This is a genomic window from uncultured Bacteroides sp. (genome assembly GCF_902491285.1).
Lineage (GTDB): Bacteria > Bacteroidota > Bacteroidia > Bacteroidales > Bacteroidaceae > Bacteroides.
In genome coordinates, this window is record NZ_CABUHK010000009.1 from 56,083 (window position 1) to 75,545 (window position 19,463).

14 protein-coding genes are annotated in these 19,463 nt (G+C 41.6%); 9 read left to right on the top strand and 5 right to left on the bottom strand.

Going from position 1 to position 19,463, the window contains the following annotated elements; all coding sequences use genetic code 11:
* Nucleotides 1-6: 6 nt before the first annotated feature.
* Both RDN93_RS04005 and RDN93_RS04010 read left to right on the top strand, forming a co-directional pair.
* Nucleotides 7-1,917, top strand: coding sequence for a glycoside hydrolase family 97 catalytic domain-containing protein (locus RDN93_RS04005; protein ID WP_308744275.1), 1,911 nt, complete (start codon nucleotides 7-9; stop codon nucleotides 1,915-1,917).
* Nucleotides 1,918-2,006: 89 nt separating this feature from the next.
* A complete protein-coding gene (locus RDN93_RS04010) occupies nucleotides 2,007-3,917 on the top strand; it encodes an alginate lyase family protein (protein ID WP_308744276.1) in 1,911 nt (636 codons plus the stop codon).
* A 301-nt stretch (nucleotides 3,918-4,218) separates the two neighbouring features.
* Here RDN93_RS04010 and uxuA read toward each other — a convergent pair whose 3' ends face one another.
* Nucleotides 4,219-5,406 (bottom strand): mannonate dehydratase, encoded by a 1,188-nt coding sequence (uxuA, locus tag RDN93_RS04015; protein WP_308744277.1) that lies wholly within the window; start codon nucleotides 5,404-5,406, stop codon nucleotides 4,219-4,221.
* 28 nt (nucleotides 5,407-5,434) lie between these two features.
* Nucleotides 5,435-6,250 carry an SDR family oxidoreductase gene (locus tag RDN93_RS04020; protein ID WP_308744278.1) on the bottom strand — a complete coding sequence of 272 codons (816 nt, stop codon included), beginning with the start codon at nucleotides 6,248-6,250 and terminating at the stop codon, nucleotides 5,435-5,437.
* Nucleotides 6,251-6,370: 120 nt separating this feature from the next.
* Between RDN93_RS04020 and RDN93_RS04025 the strand changes: the two genes are divergently transcribed.
* Together RDN93_RS04025 and RDN93_RS04030 are read left to right on the top strand one after the other, a co-directional pair.
* A complete protein-coding gene (locus tag RDN93_RS04025; protein ID WP_308744279.1) occupies nucleotides 6,371-7,234 on the top strand; it encodes an AraC family transcriptional regulator in 864 nt (287 codons plus the stop codon).
* 71 nt (nucleotides 7,235-7,305) lie between these two features.
* A complete protein-coding gene (locus tag RDN93_RS04030) occupies nucleotides 7,306-9,255 on the top strand; it encodes a glycoside hydrolase family 97 catalytic domain-containing protein (protein WP_308744280.1) in 1,950 nt (649 codons plus the stop codon).
* 128 nt (nucleotides 9,256-9,383) lie between these two features.
* Here the strand turns inward: RDN93_RS04030 and RDN93_RS04035 are convergent, their stop codons facing one another.
* The gene (locus RDN93_RS04035; protein WP_308744281.1) at nucleotides 9,384-10,226 is read right to left on the bottom strand and encodes an aldo/keto reductase; all 843 of its coding nucleotides are present in this window, start codon (nucleotides 10,224-10,226) and stop codon (nucleotides 9,384-9,386) included.
* Nucleotides 10,227-10,600: 374 nt separating this feature from the next.
* Here RDN93_RS04035 and RDN93_RS04040 point away from each other — a divergent pair, with 374 nt between their 5' ends.
* Nucleotides 10,601-11,716 (top strand): WG repeat-containing protein, encoded by a 1,116-nt coding sequence (locus tag RDN93_RS04040; protein WP_308744282.1) that lies wholly within the window; start codon nucleotides 10,601-10,603, stop codon nucleotides 11,714-11,716.
* 26 nt (nucleotides 11,717-11,742) lie between these two features.
* Nucleotides 11,743-11,970: a hypothetical protein gene (locus RDN93_RS04045; protein WP_308744283.1), complete on the top strand. Its 228-nt coding sequence runs from the start codon at nucleotides 11,743-11,745 to the stop codon at nucleotides 11,968-11,970.
* Nucleotides 11,971-12,036: 66 nt separating this feature from the next.
* Here the strand turns inward: RDN93_RS04045 and RDN93_RS04050 are convergent, their stop codons facing one another.
* On the bottom strand, nucleotides 12,037-12,420 hold the full coding sequence (locus RDN93_RS04050; RefSeq protein ID WP_308744284.1) for a DUF3037 domain-containing protein: 384 nt from the start codon (nucleotides 12,418-12,420) through the stop codon (nucleotides 12,037-12,039).
* A complete protein-coding gene (locus RDN93_RS04055; protein WP_308744285.1) occupies nucleotides 12,398-13,180 on the bottom strand; it encodes a HipA family kinase in 783 nt (260 codons plus the stop codon). Before RDN93_RS04055 ends, RDN93_RS04050 begins: the two co-directional genes overlap by 23 nt.
* A 153-nt stretch (nucleotides 13,181-13,333) precedes the next feature.
* Here RDN93_RS04055 and RDN93_RS04060 point away from each other — a divergent pair, with 153 nt between their 5' ends.
* The 3 genes from RDN93_RS04060 (at nucleotide 13,334) to RDN93_RS04070 (ending at nucleotide 19,456) form a co-directional block, all read left to right on the top strand.
* Nucleotides 13,334-14,944 (top strand): hypothetical protein, encoded by a 1,611-nt coding sequence (locus RDN93_RS04060; RefSeq protein ID WP_308744286.1) that lies wholly within the window; start codon nucleotides 13,334-13,336, stop codon nucleotides 14,942-14,944.
* Between the two features lie 544 nt (nucleotides 14,945-15,488).
* The gene (locus RDN93_RS04065) at nucleotides 15,489-17,411 is read left to right on the top strand and encodes a glycoside hydrolase family 127 protein (RefSeq protein WP_308744287.1); all 1,923 of its coding nucleotides are present in this window, start codon (nucleotides 15,489-15,491) and stop codon (nucleotides 17,409-17,411) included.
* A 122-nt stretch (nucleotides 17,412-17,533) separates the two neighbouring features.
* A complete protein-coding gene (locus RDN93_RS04070; protein ID WP_308744288.1) occupies nucleotides 17,534-19,456 on the top strand; it encodes an alpha/beta fold hydrolase in 1,923 nt (640 codons plus the stop codon).
* Nucleotides 19,457-19,463 lie beyond the last annotated feature (7 nt).

Sequence of the window (19,463 nt, forward strand, 5' to 3'; positions counted from 1 at the left end):
TGAACAATGATAAAAATTAAATATATAGTAGTTTTGTTAGCTATAATGCTGGCAAGTAGCGTATTGTGTTATTCAAAAGAATCCTATGGTGTGTCTTCTCCAAACGGTAAACTTTATTTAAAAGTTTCGGCAACGGAAGGAAATGGAGGAAAGGCTTATTTCACGGTAGAATACAATAACCGTTGTATACTTTCACAGACACGTTTGGGAATAAATACAGACCAGCAAAGTTTTGCGGGAGATTTAAAGTTGAAATCTGTGTCAGAAGCAGAATTGGTAAAGGATGATTATGAAATGTTGATAGGAAAAAGAAGTCACTGTACCAACGAGGCTTTTGAAAAAACTTATAATTTCGTTAATTCACAAGGGCGGGAATTGGCAGTTACTTTCAGAGTATATAATGACGGAATTGCTTTCAAATATGGGATAAAAGCTGTTTCTGCTGATGAGCATGTTCTTAATGAAGTAACTACTTACCCGATATCCGCAGGGAATAAGAGGTGGATTCAGCAACATAGCAAAGATTATGAAGGTTTTTATCCTTTAGTTACGGATGGGACATCAACTGTAGAAAAGAAAAAAACATATTGTTGGGGGTATCCGGCTCTTGTTGAATTACAAGATTCAGTTTTTATGTTAATTACGGAAGCTGATATTCTGCGTGGACATTGTGCGTCTTTTTTATATAATGGGGTAGAACCGAATGAGTATCAAGTGCGTTTGGCTACTGATAACCTGCCTTTTAAAGAAGCATGGCAGTCTCCTTGGCGGCTGCTTATTATAGGCTCTTTGGCTGATGTCGTGGAATCTACTTTAGTCACGGATGTGTCCGAACCTTGTAAATTGGCAAATACGGACTGGATAAAACCGGGAGCTGTTTCATGGGTATATTGGGCGTATAATAACGGTTCCAAAGATTTTAAAATTGTAAAGGATTATATTGACTTGGCTGTGAAGATGCAATGGCCATATAGTTTGATTGATTGGAAATGGCATGAAATGGAGAATGGCGGAGACGTACATGATGCATTGCGATATGCGTTAAAAAAAGGAATTAAACCTCTTTTGTGGTATAATTCCTGTACTGCATGGGTTGGAAAAGGAGCTCCGGGACCTATGGACAGGTTAAACAAGAAAGAAAATAGAGAAAAAGAATATCAATGGCTTACTGAACAAGGGGTGTCGGGTGTTAAAATTGATTTCTTTGCTGGCGATAAGGTGGAAACAATGGATTATTACCTGGATTTGCTGGAAGATGCTGCAAAATATAAATTAATGGTGAATCTTCATGGAGCCACCATTCCCCGTGGATGGCAAAGGACTTATCCGCATTTAATGACGATGGAAGCAGTGTACGGAGCAGAATGGTACAATAATACTCCGAGATTAACCCAACTGGCTGCGAGACACAATGCCACATTGCCTTTTACGAGAAACGTGGTCGGTTCGATGGACTATACGCCCGGTACTTTTTCCGATTCCCAGCATCCTCATATTACATCTTATGGCCATGAACTGGCATTACCTGTTATCTTTGAGTCCGGATGGCAACATATGCCCGATAGACCTTCTGTGTATGAGTCAATGCCAAAGGAAGTCAGAAAGTTACTATCCCGGTTGCCGGCATCTTGGGATGATATAAAATTATTAAGTGGATATCCGGGGAAATCTGTAGTCTTGGCTCGTCGTAAAGGTAATGTTTGGTATATCGGGGGCATTAACGGAACTGACGATAAGCAAACATTGAGCTTTACTTTGGATGCTTTACCGAATCTGGGAAAAAAAATAATATTATTTAAAGATGGCAGTGATGAAAAAAAGTTGGATATTATGAAGCACCTTCAATTGCCGAAAGAACAGGGAACAGTGAATATAGATTGTCTTCCCCGGGGTGGTTTTGTACTTGTAGTTGAATAGAGAACTTAATTAACCAAGTCTAGTCAGATTTTATCTGCAAAATGTTATCTTTGCTCATCATTTGGAATAAATAGAAATCAAATCGCACTATGATTAACAAGATTATTTGTCTTATTTTGCTTGCATGGCTTGGAAGTGTTCATCAGGTGGTGCAAGCACAACGGGATTTTGTGCATCCCGGCATTACCTACACGAAAGGTGACCTGGATAGGATGAAAGCAATGATTGAAGCACAAGTGGAGCCTTATTATTCTACTTTTTTGAAACTGAAAGCGTCACCTTATTCTTCATTGGCAGCACCGGTAGTCGAACGTGGAAATCAGATACGGGAAGGGCAGTTTAACGGGACAATCGGTGTAGATGGCAGGCGTGCTCATGATTTGGCTCTGCTTTGGCACCTGACAGGAGATGAAGCCTATGCGCGCAAAGCCGTGGAATATTTGAATGCCAATTCTTATTATACAAATACAAGCAGCCGTGGGACAGGGCCTTTGGATAATGGGAAGATTTATCTGTTGATAGATGCGGCGGAACTGATGCGGGATTATGCGGGATGGAAGGAAGAAGACCGGCAAAGGTTTAAAGATATGTTGGTTTACCCGGGATATAGCAATGAGGAGGATTTCTTTTCTAAATATGCCGATTATTGGGATGATTCGAAGAATGGGGTGACTTTCTATTGGAATATCTATAATTTTGATGCGGCACGTTTCGGAAATCAGGGTTTGTTTGCGGCACGTGGTATGATGGCAATGGCTATTTACCTGGATAATGAAATAATGTATGACCGTGCCTACCGGTATTTGTTGGGGATGAAACATCGGCAAGATGACCTTCCTTATCCTTCCGGTCCTGCTGTTACCAGTAAAGAACCAATAAAAGAGACACCGGTAATGCTTGATTATCAATTGCAGGGAAGAGCAAAGACGGTTTCCGACTATGGCTATGATGAACAGTTGCAATATTATATTTATCCGAACGGGCAATGTCAGGAATCCAGCCGTGACCAGGGGCATGTATTGGCAGGAGTTCATAACTATGTAGCCATAGCAGAAATGGCATGGAATCAGGGTGACTCCCTTTATAGTTGCCTGGATAATCGTATTTTATCAGGACTGGAATGGAACTATCGTTATAATTTGTCAAGTATTCAGTCTTACGACGACCAGCAAACGCCTTGGGAGCCGATCGGTTTTACGAAGAATCCGGAAGAAGTGACCTTTGGAAACGGTAAGTATCTGCAAGTGAAAAGCCGTAGCGGACGTTGGGAATCTGTGAATGTCTCACCCCATGGTCGTGGGGATGTCGCCGGAAGTGGTGGAACACGGGAGATGGCTCTGGCACATTATGCCGTGCGTGCCGGTCTGCCGGAAAAGGACTATACCTGGCTGAAGCGCTATCGTGACTATATGATAGAACATCATGGTTGCGAAAACTGGGGAGTAGCTCCGCATTGGTTTTATGAATGGACAGGATGGGGGACATTAACGAAGCGACTGACTCCCTGGATGGCTGGTGAACCGGTCAGTTTCTCTTCGGGAAAGCGGGTTTCCGGCATACATGCTTTGCCCGGAACGATTCAAGTGGCCGATTATGACTACTATTGCCTGTCCGAAAACCCCGAAGGACATACTTACCATAATATAGGAACGAAACGGGGGAATGAGTATCGTCCGGATGGGGCGGTAGAATTGAAGAAGAATGGAAATGAATATGTGGTGACAGAAGTGGAAGACGGAGAATGGCTGAATTATACAGTGAAAGTTCCGGCTACAAAAAAATATACCATTTATGTAACTTATCAGTCTGAAACGAAAACAAAGCTCTTTTTAGCATCTGACCAAGGGACTGAAACGGCTCTCTTCTTCCTTCCGGCATCCGGACAATGGCAGGAAAGAAAGATAGGAGAGCTGTCTCTTTCTGCCGGAGCTTGTGTACTGCGTTTATTTATAAAGAAAGCAGGAAAAGAATTATCTCTTGGCAAAATTCATATCAGATAATAAGAGAAGGGTAAAATAATCGAAGGAGAGAGATAAGGAGATTTGGATAATTTTTCCATTATCCGGATATTGGGTATTCTGTTGAGGAGATATTTGGTATGATTCCGAAGCAGCATATGGAGAATATGGGAAAAAGAATTCAAATTCAAGAACAAGGAAGTAACATTAGTTTGGTGACGATATAAAGCCTATAAATAGAAAATGCGGCAAATAGCATCTATTCGTGCTTTTTGCTGCATTATTTATATAAAAGTAAAGCTACTTTCTTGTATTTCAAAATAATATTTATAAGAAAGTGAGGCTAAAACTTCATCTGCCGTTCTTTCTCATCATCCACCACAGCCATCATCCCTTCCACCTGTGCCAGAGCCAACATACGTCCGTGGAAAGAATATCCCGGATTATAGCCTTTGTCTTCATCTCCAAGCATCATCCGTCCGTGGTCTACCCGCATGGGCAGTCCCGGATTTTCATTTTCGAAGATACGGATTAGGTCAATCAAATGTCCTCTTCCTGTGAGATGGGAGCTTTCAATGAAGTTTCCACCTGGTATGGCAGCCGTACTACGCAGGTGTACGAAGTGGGTACGTTTGGCAAATTTCTTTGCCAGCTCACGGGTATCATTATGTTCGCCTGCACTCAAAGAACCTGCGCAGAAAGTCAATCCGTTATGTGGATTATCTACTGCGTTCAAGAACCATTCGATATCACTTTCATTGGTGACGATACGCGGTAAACCTAAAACTTGGAATGGAGGGTCGTCGGGGTGCACGCACATATTGACGCCATACTCTTCGCATACGGGCATGATTGCGGATAAGAAGTAACGCATATTTGCACGCAAAGTATCGCGGTCAATATCTTTGTATAAGGCAAGCAGCCGCTTGAAAATAGCAACCGGATTTTTATCCCCTTCCTTGATATTGCCGTTAACGAAACCTTGTGTCTTGACAATGATTGTATCAATCAAGGCATCTTTCTCCGCTTCTGTGATTACTTTGTCCAGTTCGGCGACTTTGCGGAGTTCTTCTTCGGTATAGTCGTTTTCTGCTCCTTCGCGTTCCAGAATCCGGATATCGAAATAAGCAAAGCGAATACGGTCGTAGTATAAGGAACTGGTTCCGTCCGGCCAGGCGTGCTGCAAGTCAGTACGTATCCAGTCGATAACAGGCATAAAGTTGTAACATACGGTCTTTATTCCGCATTTGCCCAAATTGGCAAGGCTTACTTTATAATTTTCAATCAACTGTTCACGTTCCGTCCCCGCATATTTGATTGCCTCGCATACTGGGAGGCTTTCTACTACCGACCAACGCAAACCATAAGATTCGATGTAAGACTTCAAATCATTAATAGCCTCTACAGTCCAAATCTCTCCGTTCGGCACGTCATGTAAGGCTGTGACAATACCTTCTACACCTATTTGTCGGAGCATCGACAAGGTAATCTTATCTTTCTTGCCGAACCATCTCCATGTTTTTTCCATCATAGTCTTTCTCTTTATTACAGGCTGTTATTTAAACACCGCTGAAAGCGCTGAAACCACCGTCGATAGGCAACATCGCTCCTGTTACGAAACTGGCGGCTTCGCTGCACAGAAAATGTACGGCACCATTCAGCTCTTTAATGTCACCGAAACGTTTCATCGGAGTTTTGGCCAATACTTTCTTGCTTCTGTCGGTCAGTGAGCCGTCAGGATTGATAAGCACGCGGCGGTTCTGGTCGCCGATGAAGAAGCCCGGCGCAATGGCGTTTACGCGAATTCCGTCTCCATATTTCAGTGCCATTTCGCTAGCCAGCCATTGAGTGAAGTTGGCTACGGCGGTTTTTGCGGCAGAGTATCCCGGTACACGGGTGATAGCGCTGTATGCAGCCATTGATGATACATTAATGATGCATCCTTTGCCTTGTTTAGCCATTACCTTGCCAAATATCATGGACGGATAAACTGTTCCGTTCATATTCAGATTGGTGACTTTCTCCCAGCAGGAGATATCCATGTCATAGAAGTTTTGCTCCGGTTCGAGAGTAGCTCCCGGCATGTTTCCACCGGCAATGTTTAACAGGATATCAATCCGTCCCCATTTGGCAACGATTTCTTCCGCTACTTTTTCCAGACTGGTGATGTCCAGTACATTACCGATAATACCGATTACATCTTCTCCGTATTTTTTCAGTTCGGCTACCCGGTTGTCCAGTTGCTCCTGACGAATGTCGATAGCTACTACTTTTGCTCCCTGCTGTACAAAGTGTTGGGCAATATTTCCACCCAGTACACCACCTGCTCCGGTAATAACAGCTACTTTACCGGCAATACTAAATAATTCGTTCATGGTTCTATCAAATGTTTTTATGAATTGATGCAAAAATAGCGGGTTTTTACACACGCTATGATGCGTATCTTTGCAAGATATTTACTTATCTTTGCAAAAGTAGTTTAGAAAGGAGATTTTATGAAGAAGATAATGAATGAGAAGTTGACTATTACGACTTCCAATCCCGTCCGTGCCCGCTTTTATGAATATCCGCGTTTCACTTACCCGTGGCATTTCCATAGTGAGTATGAAATTATCTATGTGGAGAAAGGGGAGGGAGATTGCCTGGTAGGTGACAGCATAATCTCTTATGCAAAAGGGGATTTGATTCTTTTCGGTTCGGAACTTCCTCATAGTATGCAGAGTCCGCCGGATAACGGAGAAGAGTCCGGCTTGAAAGTAAAAGGCGTGAATATCCAGTTTGAGAAGGACTTTATGCATTACTCCATTTCTCAATATTCACAGTTCATCCCTATCAGGAACTTATTGGAAGATGCTTGCCGGGGAATTAGGTTCACCGTTTCCCGTTCGGGTAAAATTATCAAGCTATTAAAACAGATACCTTCTGCTAAAGGAGCAGAACAAATCATCCTGTTGCTTTCACTTCTGCAAATAATGGCTACCAACGATAACAGGAAATATCTGACTACTTCCCATTATACACCGTCTCCTTCTATTATGCGCAATGAAAGAATGGAAAAAGTGATTGCCTATCTTAACAAACATTATACCGAGTCTATCGGTCTGGACGAGATAGCTTCTTATACAGCCATGAATCCTACCGCCTTCTGCCGTTATTTCAAGGAAAACACAGGAAAGACATTTAAAGAATATGTACTTGATATGCGTATCGGGTATGCCTGTAAACTGTTGAATAGTAGTGTGATGAATATATCACAAATCAGCGCGACATGCGGATTCGAATCTCCTGTACATTTTAACCGCATCTTCAAGCGGGTGACTGGGATGACACCTACTTTTTATAGGGAGCAGATGGAATAATCTTTCCGGTGAATAAACTATTTGAGTATAATTTCTTTCTCGTTCGTATATAATAGGAAAGAAGAATAAACATGAACGTAAATAGAATGAAGAAAAGAATTTTGCTTTTATTGTTGGTGATACCGGCATTGTTGAAAGCGCAGGAGGTAATGACAGAAACTCGTCAGGAGTTGACATCTCCCGACGGAGCGTATCGTTTTACCTTCTATCAGCGTGCGGTGGGAGAGGATAATGCACAAATGTATTATACCTTGACTTACAAGAACCGCCCGGTAATTGAAGAAAGTAAATTGGGTATCCTGATTGAAAACCAGTTATTTGAATCTGCATTGGGTGTTCCGAATGATACCTGCCATTTTTGGTGTGAGAATCTGAAGTTGACGGGAACTGAGCAACGGAAAGCGGATGAAACATGGAAACCTGTATATGGGGAACGTGCCGAGATTCGTGATTGTTATAATGAGATGACTCTGAAATTCAAAAAGGGTGAAGGGAATGGAGCACAGGAAGGTGGCTATGATAAGCGTAAGAATTATTTTATGAACATCGTAGTGCGTGCCTACAATGAAGGAGTTGCTTTCCGCTATCATTTTCCGGAAACAACAAACGGGCTTTTCTTACATATCATAGGCGAACAAACCAGCTTCACAATGCCTCAAGGAACAATGGCTTATTATGAGCGCTGGGCACAAGGTCCTTGCGTACTTCGTCCGCTGGAAGGATGGGGGAAAGAGGAAAGCGAACGTCCTTTGACTTTAAAACTGCCCGACGGGTTATCCGTGGCTTTGTTGGAAGCGGAAATGGTGGATTATGCCCGTGGTAAATTCCGTCTATCGGCAGACAAGCCTTCTACTTTGGAAACAAGCCTGTATAGCAGCGTCGATATAATTTCTCCTTATAATACTCCGTGGCGCGTTATCATGGCTGCCGAACGTCCGGTCGATTTGATTAATAACAATGATATTGTCTTAAACTTGAATCCGGCTTGTAAACTGGCTGACACTTCCTGGATTAAGCCGGGAAAAGTATTCCGCTCGGGCGACTTGAAACAAGACAGGGTGAAAGCTGCTATTGACTTTGCAGCGGAACGTGGTATTCAGTATGTGCATATGGATGCCGGCTGGTATGGGCCGGAAATGAAGATGAGTTCGGACGCTACTACTGTTTCTCCGGATAAAGACCTTGATATACCTGCTTTGTGTCAGTATGCCGAATCGAAAGGAATCGGGCTCACGGTGTATGTCAATCAACGTGCGTTGGTGCAACAACTGGATACTTTATTGCCTTTATATAAGAAATGGGGGTTGAAAGGTATCAAGTTCGGTTTTGTACAGATTGGTAATCAGCGTTGGAGTACCTGGCTGCACGAGGCAGTCCGCAAATGTGGAGAATATGGTCTGATGGTGGATATTCATGACGAATATCGCCCAACGGGTTTCAGCCGTACCTATCCCAATCTGATGACACAGGAAGGTATCCGTGGAAATGAAGAAATGCCGGATGCAACTCATAATACAATGCTTCCTTTTACCCGCTACTTGGCAGGTGCAGGAGATTATACACTTTGCTACTTCAATAACAGAGTGAAGAATACGAAAGCACATCAATTGGCAATGGCGGCAGTGTATTACAGTCCTTTGCAATTTATGTTCTGGTATGACCGACCGGAATTTTATAAAGGAGAAGAAGAACTGGAGTTTTGGAAAGCTATTCCAAGCGTATGGGATGATAGTCGCGCACTGGATGGAGAAATAGGTGAATATATCGTTCAGGCACGTCGTTCGGGAAGTGACTGGTTTGTAGGAGCAATGACAAATACGGAAGCCCGCACGGTTACATTGACTACGGATTTTCTGGAACCGGGAAAGAAGTATCTGCTTCATCTGTATGAAGATGATGACAAACTGGATACACGGACGAAAGTACGCAGCACTCATAAGAAGATAAAGGCAGGCGATAAACTTGTCTTGAAGTTGAAAGCGAGTGGTGGAGCTGCGTTGCATTTTACCCCACTTAAGTAAGTCAATTTATATTTCTTTCTTTTAGGTACGGATTACGCAGATTACACGGTTGCTTTATGTTATCATAATTCTTAAAACCGTGAAATCCGTGTAATCCGTGCCTAAAAAAAGGAAATTATAGTGAGCTATTATTTACCATAATTAATCAGCCACTTCACCATTTCCGGGTCATTGTGGGAGAAGAATAAGGTTTTAGCTGTATCGAGTGCAGCAATAGCAGCCATATCGTCCGGTGTTAAAGAGAAGTCAAATACATTGAAATTCTCAATCATACGTTCCTTATGGGTAGACTTGGGAATAACTATGATATCGCGTTGAATCAGATAACGTAGTGCAACCTGTGCCACTGACTTGCCATACTCTTTACCGATTTCCTGAAGAGTTGCGTTGGTAAAGAAGTCGTTTCTTCCTTCGGCAAACGGTCCCCATGACATAATCTTAGTGCCATATTCCTTCATTACTTCCTGTAACTTTATCTGTTGATTGAAAACGTGCGTTTCCACTTGGTTGACGGCAGGAGTGATTTCGCAGAATTCCGCCAGGTCTACAAAACGGTCGGGATAAAAGTTGCTGACGCCGATAGCACGAAGTTTGCCGGCCTTGTATGCTTCTTCCATAGCCCGGTAAGTTCCGTAATAATCCCCGAACGGCTGATGAATGAGCAATAAGTCAATATAATCGCTCTGCAACTTACGCAGCGACTCGTCAATAGAAGCTTTCGCCTTTTCATAACCGGCATTTGAAATCCATACTTTTGTAGTGATGAACAGCTCGTCACGCGGCACACCGCATTTACTGATTGCATTTCCTACACCTTCCTCATTATGATAGGCTTGTGCCGTATCAATAGACCGATAACCTACACTGATTGCATCCGACACGCAACGTTCACACTCTTCAGGAGTAACCTGATAAACACCATAACCCAAAATAGGCATTTCAATGCCATTGTTCAATTTTACCTTTTCCATAATCAAGCTATATTAAATTAAAAGCGTATTCTAACATTATTACTACCTTTTTCTATATGCAAAGTTATTCAGTAAAAAGTAATCTGTATTTATATAGATTACGGGTTTTGCTACCACTTTTACGGATAACTTTGTCTTTGCATCCGGTCTTCCATATATATAGTCGTTTTCAGCATGTTTTGTTCTCCGGATTCGTGGTATATGGAGTTAAATCAAGTAAAAGAAGCCTTATGAATAAATAAAAGCTTCTACGGAAACAAGGTTCATTAATTGATAGAACAACCTTGTGCGGGATAAAGGCATATTTTCTTTTTGTCTACATTTGCCTGCATGAAACGTAAAATAAGACAGTATTAACTAATACACAAAATATAATGAATAAAAGAAATTTAATTAGTGCATTTATGTGCTCTGCTTTATTATTAGTCGCTCCTAATGCTTCAGCGCAGTTTTTAAAAAAATTAGGAAAAGCCATTCAGGAAGTGGATAAAGCTTTGGGGGGAACGGAAACAAAAACGGGAGAACAGAACTCAAATCAGAATAAGTCTGTCGAAGCTTCACAAGCTAATGCAAAAGAAGTAGTAACAGAGAATGGGATATATGTAGCAGATTTTTATACTAAAAGAGCCAAAGCTATTCGTCCATTTATCACCTCAAATACAAAGGTGATTACCATAGAAGAAAATCCAAGATATGGTTTGGGTATGGGAGCTTTTGAGGATGGAATGGCTTTTGTAAGTACAAAGAAAGAAAAGTTTTTTATTGATAGCTTGGGCAATAAAGCTTTCCAGTTTACATATACTCTTCCTTTTAATTCTCCGTATCCTGCTTTTTGTCAAGGAGTTTGCCCTGTGCATGAAAATAGTGTGACATGGCTGATTAATAAAAAGGGAGAGAAAGTCGTAAAATTGCCAGGAGTGATTCGTGTCACTAATTTTGTTGATGGAGTTGCAGCTGGCCTTGTACTTGTACAAAAGGGATATAGCAAATATTATAAACTTGTTCATGTCAATACAAAAGGTCAATTGATCTTCCCTAACCTTTCGGAACCGGTTCAAGGAAACTTGGAAGAGCCTCGTTCGCTCTGTGATGGCTTGGCTGCATTTTATAGCTATAAGAATCGTACTTATGGATTTAGAGATAAGAACGGGAAAGTGATTGTTGCGCCTGCATATATAAAAGTTCAGGATTTTAGTGACGGAATGGCTGCTGTGCAACAGGTAGATGGAAAATGGGGATTTATAGATACGAACGGTAATGTGGTTATTACTCCGAAATATACGAATGAACCTTCATATTTCGGTGAGGGATATGCTGTCGTGAAAAAGAAAGATGGAACCAAATGTTTCATTGATAAACAAGGGAATGTAGTTCACGATAATCTTCAGGATGCACATTGCCGTTTCATAATGGACATGCTTTTGCTTCCTATTCTCAGTATAGAGGTTTTTATACTATCGGAAAGGACTTTAAACCTACTTCTGTTATAAAATATGACGATAAGGCTTTCTATGATATGAGTCATAAACCTTGTATTAATTTTGGTGAGGGTATGATTTTATATAAACATCAGTCTTTTATGTCTCCTTTAGGTGATGAACTGATTAATGCCTCTTTAGTGTATATGTTTAGTGAAGGCTTGGCTATTTGTCATGCTGATATAGAAGGATACAAAGATTCTGTAATCGGATATATTAATAAAAAAGGTGAGTTTGTAGCTATATTTAAAGAAACTGAATTCTAATTCAGGATAAATGTGTGAATGATACATGCATGGTTTTTGTATTGAAAACCGTGCATGTACTTTTTTCTAAAGAACTAATTCTTCGAACAGCCTTTCCAAAGTTCTATCCAAATCAGCGGAAAATCCCGGATGCGGGCGGGATACCTGTATGCAGGAGCTTTTCACCGCAGTCAGCCAGCGGAATCTGTCGGGAATATCCATATTGGCTATCGCTCCCCCTTCCTTATTTCCCGAACATATCTTGTCAAAGACCTGTAACCCTTCTTTCAGACAATTAATATCCAACTCCGAAGAAAAGAGCTTCAATTTATTTTCATTTATCGTATAAAGGGATTTGAGATATTTGCACCGTTTGGAAAACAGTACAATACCTACATTGATAAATTCCTCACGTTCTACCCTGGGGACGAAACGGATGACTGCATATTCATATAAGTGCCTTTCTTGCATTTTGCGCTTCATTTACAAATGTTTCGGAATGGTTTATCCTTTCTTTTAAAAATAGAATATAAATATCTCTCAAGTCTTGCGGAGTTTCCTGCCCTTCTGTCCAGTTCAGCCAGTCGTCAGGAATCGCATTGACTATTTCACGGATTTTATCAGGAGTCAATAGTTGCTTGAATTCAGTATCCACCTCTTCCAATTTATCGGCAAACGGCAACAGTACATGGTCTTTTATCTGCACGAACGGACTAAGAGCATGCTTCTGCCAAGTAGTCCACGAATGGTGAAAGTAGAAAGCAGCCCCGTGGTCAATCAACCACAATTCCTTATGCCACATCAGCATATTCGTATTTTTGATAGTACGGTCTACATTAGTCAATAAGGCATCCAGCCACACAATTTGCGAGGCTGTCTTACCGCCTACTTTATGCACAACAGGATCGAAGGTTAATGCTCCCGATAGAAAATGCAGACCGAGATTTAATCCACGGCTCCATTGAAGCAAATCCTGTATTTCTTCGTCCGCTTCCGTTCGTCCGAAAGCCTCGTCCAGGTTCAGGAAAACTATCTCCGGTACTCTGAAACCCAGTGTACGGGCAATTTCTCCACCAATCAGTTCGGCAATCAGTGCTTTCGTCCCGTGTCCTGCCCCTCTGAATTTTACGACATACTTAAATTCATCGTCAGCTTCGGCTAAAGCCGGTAATGAACCCCCTTCACGTAAGGGAAGAATATATCTTGTAACATTTGCTGTACGTAAATCCATATAATTCCTTTCTTTATTGGAGAATAAAGATACAATGTTTTTGTGGAATAGTTGATGAAAGGCTTCCTATTATAATAGTTTTTTTATATTTTTCGGTTGAGTATATATAGTCATGACTACGTATTATATAGAAAAATAATAAATGAATTAAACATGAAACTACTTCGAATTTTTATATTGGGAATATTGGTTGTCAGTTTATTGCCAAGTAGCATGGCAGCCGAATGGCAGTGGTCTGTACAGATATCGGGCATTACTTCCAACGAAACGAATAATCATCCGCAAGCATTTTTGTGGATACCTTCCGATTGTACACAAGTGAAAGCTGTGATAATCGGTAATCATAACATGACAGAAGAGACGCTGTTTGAGAATCCTTTATTTCGGGAGAAAATGTCGGAAAACGGTATGGCATTGATATGGATTACCCCCGGATGGGATCAAAGATGGGACATAACTACCGGATGTCAGGAAGCCTTTGAAAAGATGATGGAGGATTTTGCGAATGTCAGTGGTTATAGTGAATTGAAATATGCGCCTGTTGTCCCTTTAGGACATTCAGCGATGGCTACCTATCCGTGGAACTTCGCTGCATGGAATCCCGACCGTACCTTGGCTGTTATCTCTCTACACGGAGATGCGCCACGTACCAATCTAACCGGATATGGGCGTGATAACATGGAGTGGGGGAAACGTACGATTGACGGTATTCCGGGATTGATGATTGAAGGTGAATACGAATGGTGGGAAGACCGAGTGAATCCGGCTTTGGCTTTCCGTATGATGTATCCTAATAGCTGTATCTCTTTTCTTTGTGATGCAGGGCGCGGACATTTCGATATAGCAAACCGCACTGCTGAATATATTGCATTGTTTCTAAAGAAAGCATTAGCATATCGTATATCTGGAACATATGATTTAGATAAACCTGTAGTCTTGAAAAAACTGAATCCGCAGAATGGTTGGCTTGCCGAAAGGTGGCATCCCAATCAGAAGAAACGTGCTAAGGCCGCTCCTTACAAACAATACAAAGGAGACTCGCACGACGCATTCTGGTATTTCGATAAGGAAATGGCTGAAATGACGGAAGAGCGCTATCGGCAGGAAAGAGGGAAGAAACCCCAGTATCTGGGTTTTGTACAAAAGGGGCAATTACTCACCTATAATCCAAAATCCCACGTGAAAGTAGCCGCCCGCTTCTTACCGGAAGAGGACGGACTGACTTTCCATCTGAAAGCTGTGTATACGGATAGCTTACATACAGTGATCACCAAAGAACATTCGTCCACTCTCCCCGAAATAACCCGCATTTGCGGCCCGGTACAGAAAGTGAACGATACAACTTTTACTGTTCGTTTCTATCGTATGGGGATGTACAACAAGCGTCGCACGGGAGATATTTGCTTATTGGCAAGCAATGACGGCGACCGTCAATATAAAAGTATCGTTCAAGAACTTAGTTTCCGGATTCCTTATCGTAATACGGAAGGTAAACGCCAGCATATTCTTTTCCCGGGTATTGAGGATGTGAACAAGGAAACAAAGGAGATTGCGCTTCAGGCAACTTCTGATTGCGGACTGCCCGTATATTATTATGTGAAAGAAGGACCGGTGGAGATAGAAGGAAATAAACTGATATTTACTCAAATTCCTCCACGCAGCAAGTTTCCGTTAAAAGTGACCGTAGTGGCTTGGCAATATGGTTTGGTTGGAAAAGTACAGACAGCCGAACCGATTGAACGAAGTTTTTTCATTTATCAATGAAATATTGAATTAGTGAAAGATTATCAGGGTAACCGCACCAAAAGTTTTAGTTCATATCCGCACGGGAAATGAATGAAACTTAATCGAATATTTTCTCATTGTGATAAGAACATTTTCTCACGGTGATAAGAATTAATTCTCATCGTTATGAGAATATTTTCTCATCGCGATGAGTATTTTTTCTCATAGCAGTGAGAATTGTTTGAGAATATAATAAGGTATATTATGCTATGTATTAACCAAATAACTATTTTATATTTCTCGTTTTACACATTCTAATTCATCGTTTAAAAAGCTCTTAATCTCTAAAAACATATTTTTTACTGCATTTATTGAGAATGCATCGGATAATCCCGTTCTTTTACTCTTTTTTAAGCCCGAAAACAGTTAGTCCATAACCGTACGGTTATTAATTAAAATGTCAACATCCCGCAAGGAAACTTTGTCTGGTCGCTACGCCGCTAAATCAGAATTTCGTATTTTTGCATTGAGTGTTAGGCAGAACTTATTCGTATCCTATAAATAAAGGATATAAAAAATGATTATGAATAAGAAATTCTTAGTTGCAATCGCATTATTGGCAGTATCGGCTCTATCGTCGGCTCAATCTGTGTACCCCGGTCAGCATCAGGGAAAAATGAAAAAAGAGACAGTGGCTCCTGTGCAGGTACAAAGTTTTGACTTGAAAGACGTGCGTTTATTACCGAGTCGTTTTCGTGACAATATGTTGCGGGATTCCGCATGGATGACTTCTATTGACGTGAATCGCCTGTTGCATAGTTTCCGGACAAATGCCGGAGTGTTTGCCGGTCGTGAAGGCGGATATATGAGAGTGAAGAAGCTCGGTGGCTGGGAATCTTTGGATTGTGAGCTTCGCGGACATACTACCGGACATTTGCTTTCAGCTTACGCCTTGATGTACGCCGCAACCGGAAATGAGATTTTCAAACTAAAAGGAGATAGCCTTGTCAATGGACTGACCGAAGTTCAAAATGCCCTGAAAGGCGGCTATTTAAGTGCCTATCCCGAAGAACTGATAAATCGTAATATTCAAGGAAAGAGCGTTTGGGCGCCTTGGTACACATTGCATAAACTTTATTCCGGCCTAATAGACCAATATCTGTATGCAGACAATCAACAAGCCTTGAAAGTGGTGACAAAAATGGGTGATTGGGCTTATAACAAACTAAAACCGCTCACTGAAGAAACCCGCAAACTCATGATACGTAATGAGTTTGGTGGTATCAATGAATCATTTTACAATTTGTATGCTATCACAGGCGATGAACGTTACCGTTGGTTGGCTGAATACTTCTACCATAATGACGTAATTGACCCTTTAAAAGAACTCCGGGACGATTTAGGAACCAAACATACGAATACATTTATCCCGAAAGTCATAGCCGAAGCGCGTAACTATGAACTGACAGAGAATGAGACAAGTAAAAAACTTTCGGAATTCTTTTGGCATACCATGATTGACCACCATACTTTTGCTCCGGGATGCAGTAGCGATAAAGAACATTTTTTTGACCCGAAGAAGTTCTCTAAACATTTGACCGGCTATACAGGAGAAACTTGCTGCACTTATAATATGTTGAAACTCAGCCGCCATCTTTTCTGCTGGACGGGCGACTCGTCTATTGCCGATTATTACGAAAGGGCATTATACAACCATATCCTCGGTCAGCAAGACCCGCAAACAGGAATGGTAGCCTATTTTCTTCCGCTGCTTTCCGGCTCTCATAAGCTATACAGTACAAAAGAGAATTCTTTCTGGTGTTGTGTCGGTAGCGGATTTGAAAATCATGCCAAATATGGTGAAGCTATCTATTATCACAATGACCGGGGAATCTACGTAAATCTGTTTATTCCTTCCCAGGTCACTTGGAAAGAAAAAGAATTGACTCTTCTTCAGGAAACAGAATTTCCAAAAGAGGAAACAACTCGGTTTACCATTCGTGCCGAGAAGCCGGTACGCACTACTGTTTATCTAAGATATCCCTCATGGAGTAGAAAAGTAGAAGTTCTTGTTAACGGTAAAAAAGTGGCAGTAAAACAAAAGCCGGGTTCTTATATTGCTATCACCCGTGACTGGAAGGACGATGACCGTATTTCGGCTACTTACCCGATGCAGCTTGAGATGGAAGCCACTCCCGATAATCCGAATAAAGTGGCTTTACTGTATGGGCCGTTAGTGCTTGCCGGAGAACGAGGCACGGAAGGTATGCAGGCTCCTGCACCTTTCTCTAATCCTGCTCTTTACAATGATTACTATACCTATAATTTTCATGTTCCAGCCGAACTGCGTACCTCATTGAAAGTAGATATGAAGCATCCGGAACGTACTTTGAAACGTATAGGAAAAGACCTGCTCTTTACAACGGAACAGAGAGACGTAATTCGTCCGCTTTATGATTTGCACCATCAGCGTTATGTGGTATATTGGGATTTACAGTCTAAATAGAAAATTTTAGGCACGGATTACACGGATTTCACGGTTTTTAGAATTATGATTGCATAAAGCAACAGCGTAATCTGTGTAATTCCGTACCTAATAGGAAGTTATTACTTAAATAGATAAAGGAAATGAAGGGAAGATTATTAATCGTACTTTTTGTAAGTCTCTGTTTTATTGCGGGTTCCTGCAATGTATCGTCCGTACGGGGAAGTCATTATAACTTCTCTTCATTGGACTCTGTTATTCAAGGTTGGGTAAGTAAGGGATATTATCCTGGAGCTTCCATCTGCGTAGTGAAGAATGATTCCGTTATTTTCCAGAATAACTATGGCAACTACACTCCCGATACGAAAGTATATGTAGCCTCTGCCGGAAAGTGGGTAGCGGCTGCTGTTATTGGAGCGGTAGTAGACAGTACCGATTTAGGTTGGGATGACTCGGTGGAGAAATGGTTGCCGGAATTTAAAGGAGATGCCAAAGGAAAAATCCTTTTACGACAACTATTATCTCATACTTCCGGAGTACGTCCCTATCTTCCCGAACCTCGGATAGATAATTACAATCATCTGGATTCTGCCATTATTGAGATATTGCCGTTAGATACGGTCTTTACTCCGGGAAGTCAGTTCCAATATGGAGGACTTGCCATGCAGATTGCCGGAAGAATGGCGGAAGTGGCAATGGGGAAAGAGTTTGAAACTCTCTTTCAGGAGCTATTGGCGCAACCATTGGAAATGAAGAATTCTCATTTTACTCCGATAAATACCGATGGCGGGCATGCCCCGATGTTGGGTGGTGGTCTGTGTACCACTTTGAACGATTATATTCATTTTCTATCTATGATTTATCATGAAGGAATGTATAACGATAAGCGGATTATATCAGCAAAAACTGTAAAGGAAATGCAGGCCGACCAAGTGAAAGACGCAATAATCCCTTCGAATAACTCGGATAATTATGTAGCGAAAGGGCTAGGACAATCCCACAATGGAATCTACGGATTGGGAGAATGGCGTGAATTAATCGATAAGAAGACAGGTGAAGCTTATCAGATTAGTTCACCAGGATGGGCTGGCGCTTACCCGTGGATCAATAAACGGGAGAATGTTTATGGCTTCTTTATTGCTCATGTAGTCGGTGCTTCCAGTAAAGAAGATGGTTTCTCGTCTTTTTATGGTAGTCCTGTAATTTCGAGAACTGTTTCAGAGATTGTAAAGGGACATCCGTTGGTTGTGAAACAAGGCCGCGTTGAAGTGGGCAACGGTTCTCTTTACTATGAGGAAGCCGGCACAGGTGCTCCCGTCATCTTTGTTCATGGTCATTCTTTGGATCATCGTATGTGGGATGAACAATTTTCCGTACTGGCAAAAAAATATCGTGTGATCCGCTATGATTTGAGAGGATATGGCATTTCGTCTTCACAAACGGAAGACTATCAATTTACACACGCTGAAGATTTAGTTACTTTGATGGATTCTTTGCACATTAAGAAAGCACATATCGTCGGACTTTCTTTAGGTGGTTTTATTACTGCCGATATGTTGGCGTACTTCCCGGATCGGATGTTATCTGCTTTTTTAGCCAGTGGAAACATTCGGAAATCGAAAGGCCCAAGTGAACCGATGACTCCGGAAGAAGCAAGAGTACGTGATAAGGAGATTGCTGCTTTGAAAGAGAAAGGGGTAGATGTGATGAAGAAAGAGTGGTTTGAAGGATTGATGAAGTCAGGAGGAAGTCAGCGGGAACGAATGCGTGAGTCTCTATGGCAAATGATCGATGAGTGGGATGCGTGGCAACCTTTACACAAAGAAGTACGGGTGGTAGCTGGTTTGGATGCCATCGAGGAATTGAAAAAGAATCATCCCGATGTACCTGCTTTAATTGTTGAAGGTCATTCTTCCGGTAACCGATTCTCAAAAGAACCTCCCATTTTACAATATCTTCCCAATGGAAAACTGAAAGTAATTGACGATTGCGGACACATGCTGAATATGGAACGCCCGGAAGAATTTAATGCAGCATTGGAAGAATTTTTGAAAAACGTTCAATAAAGAATAA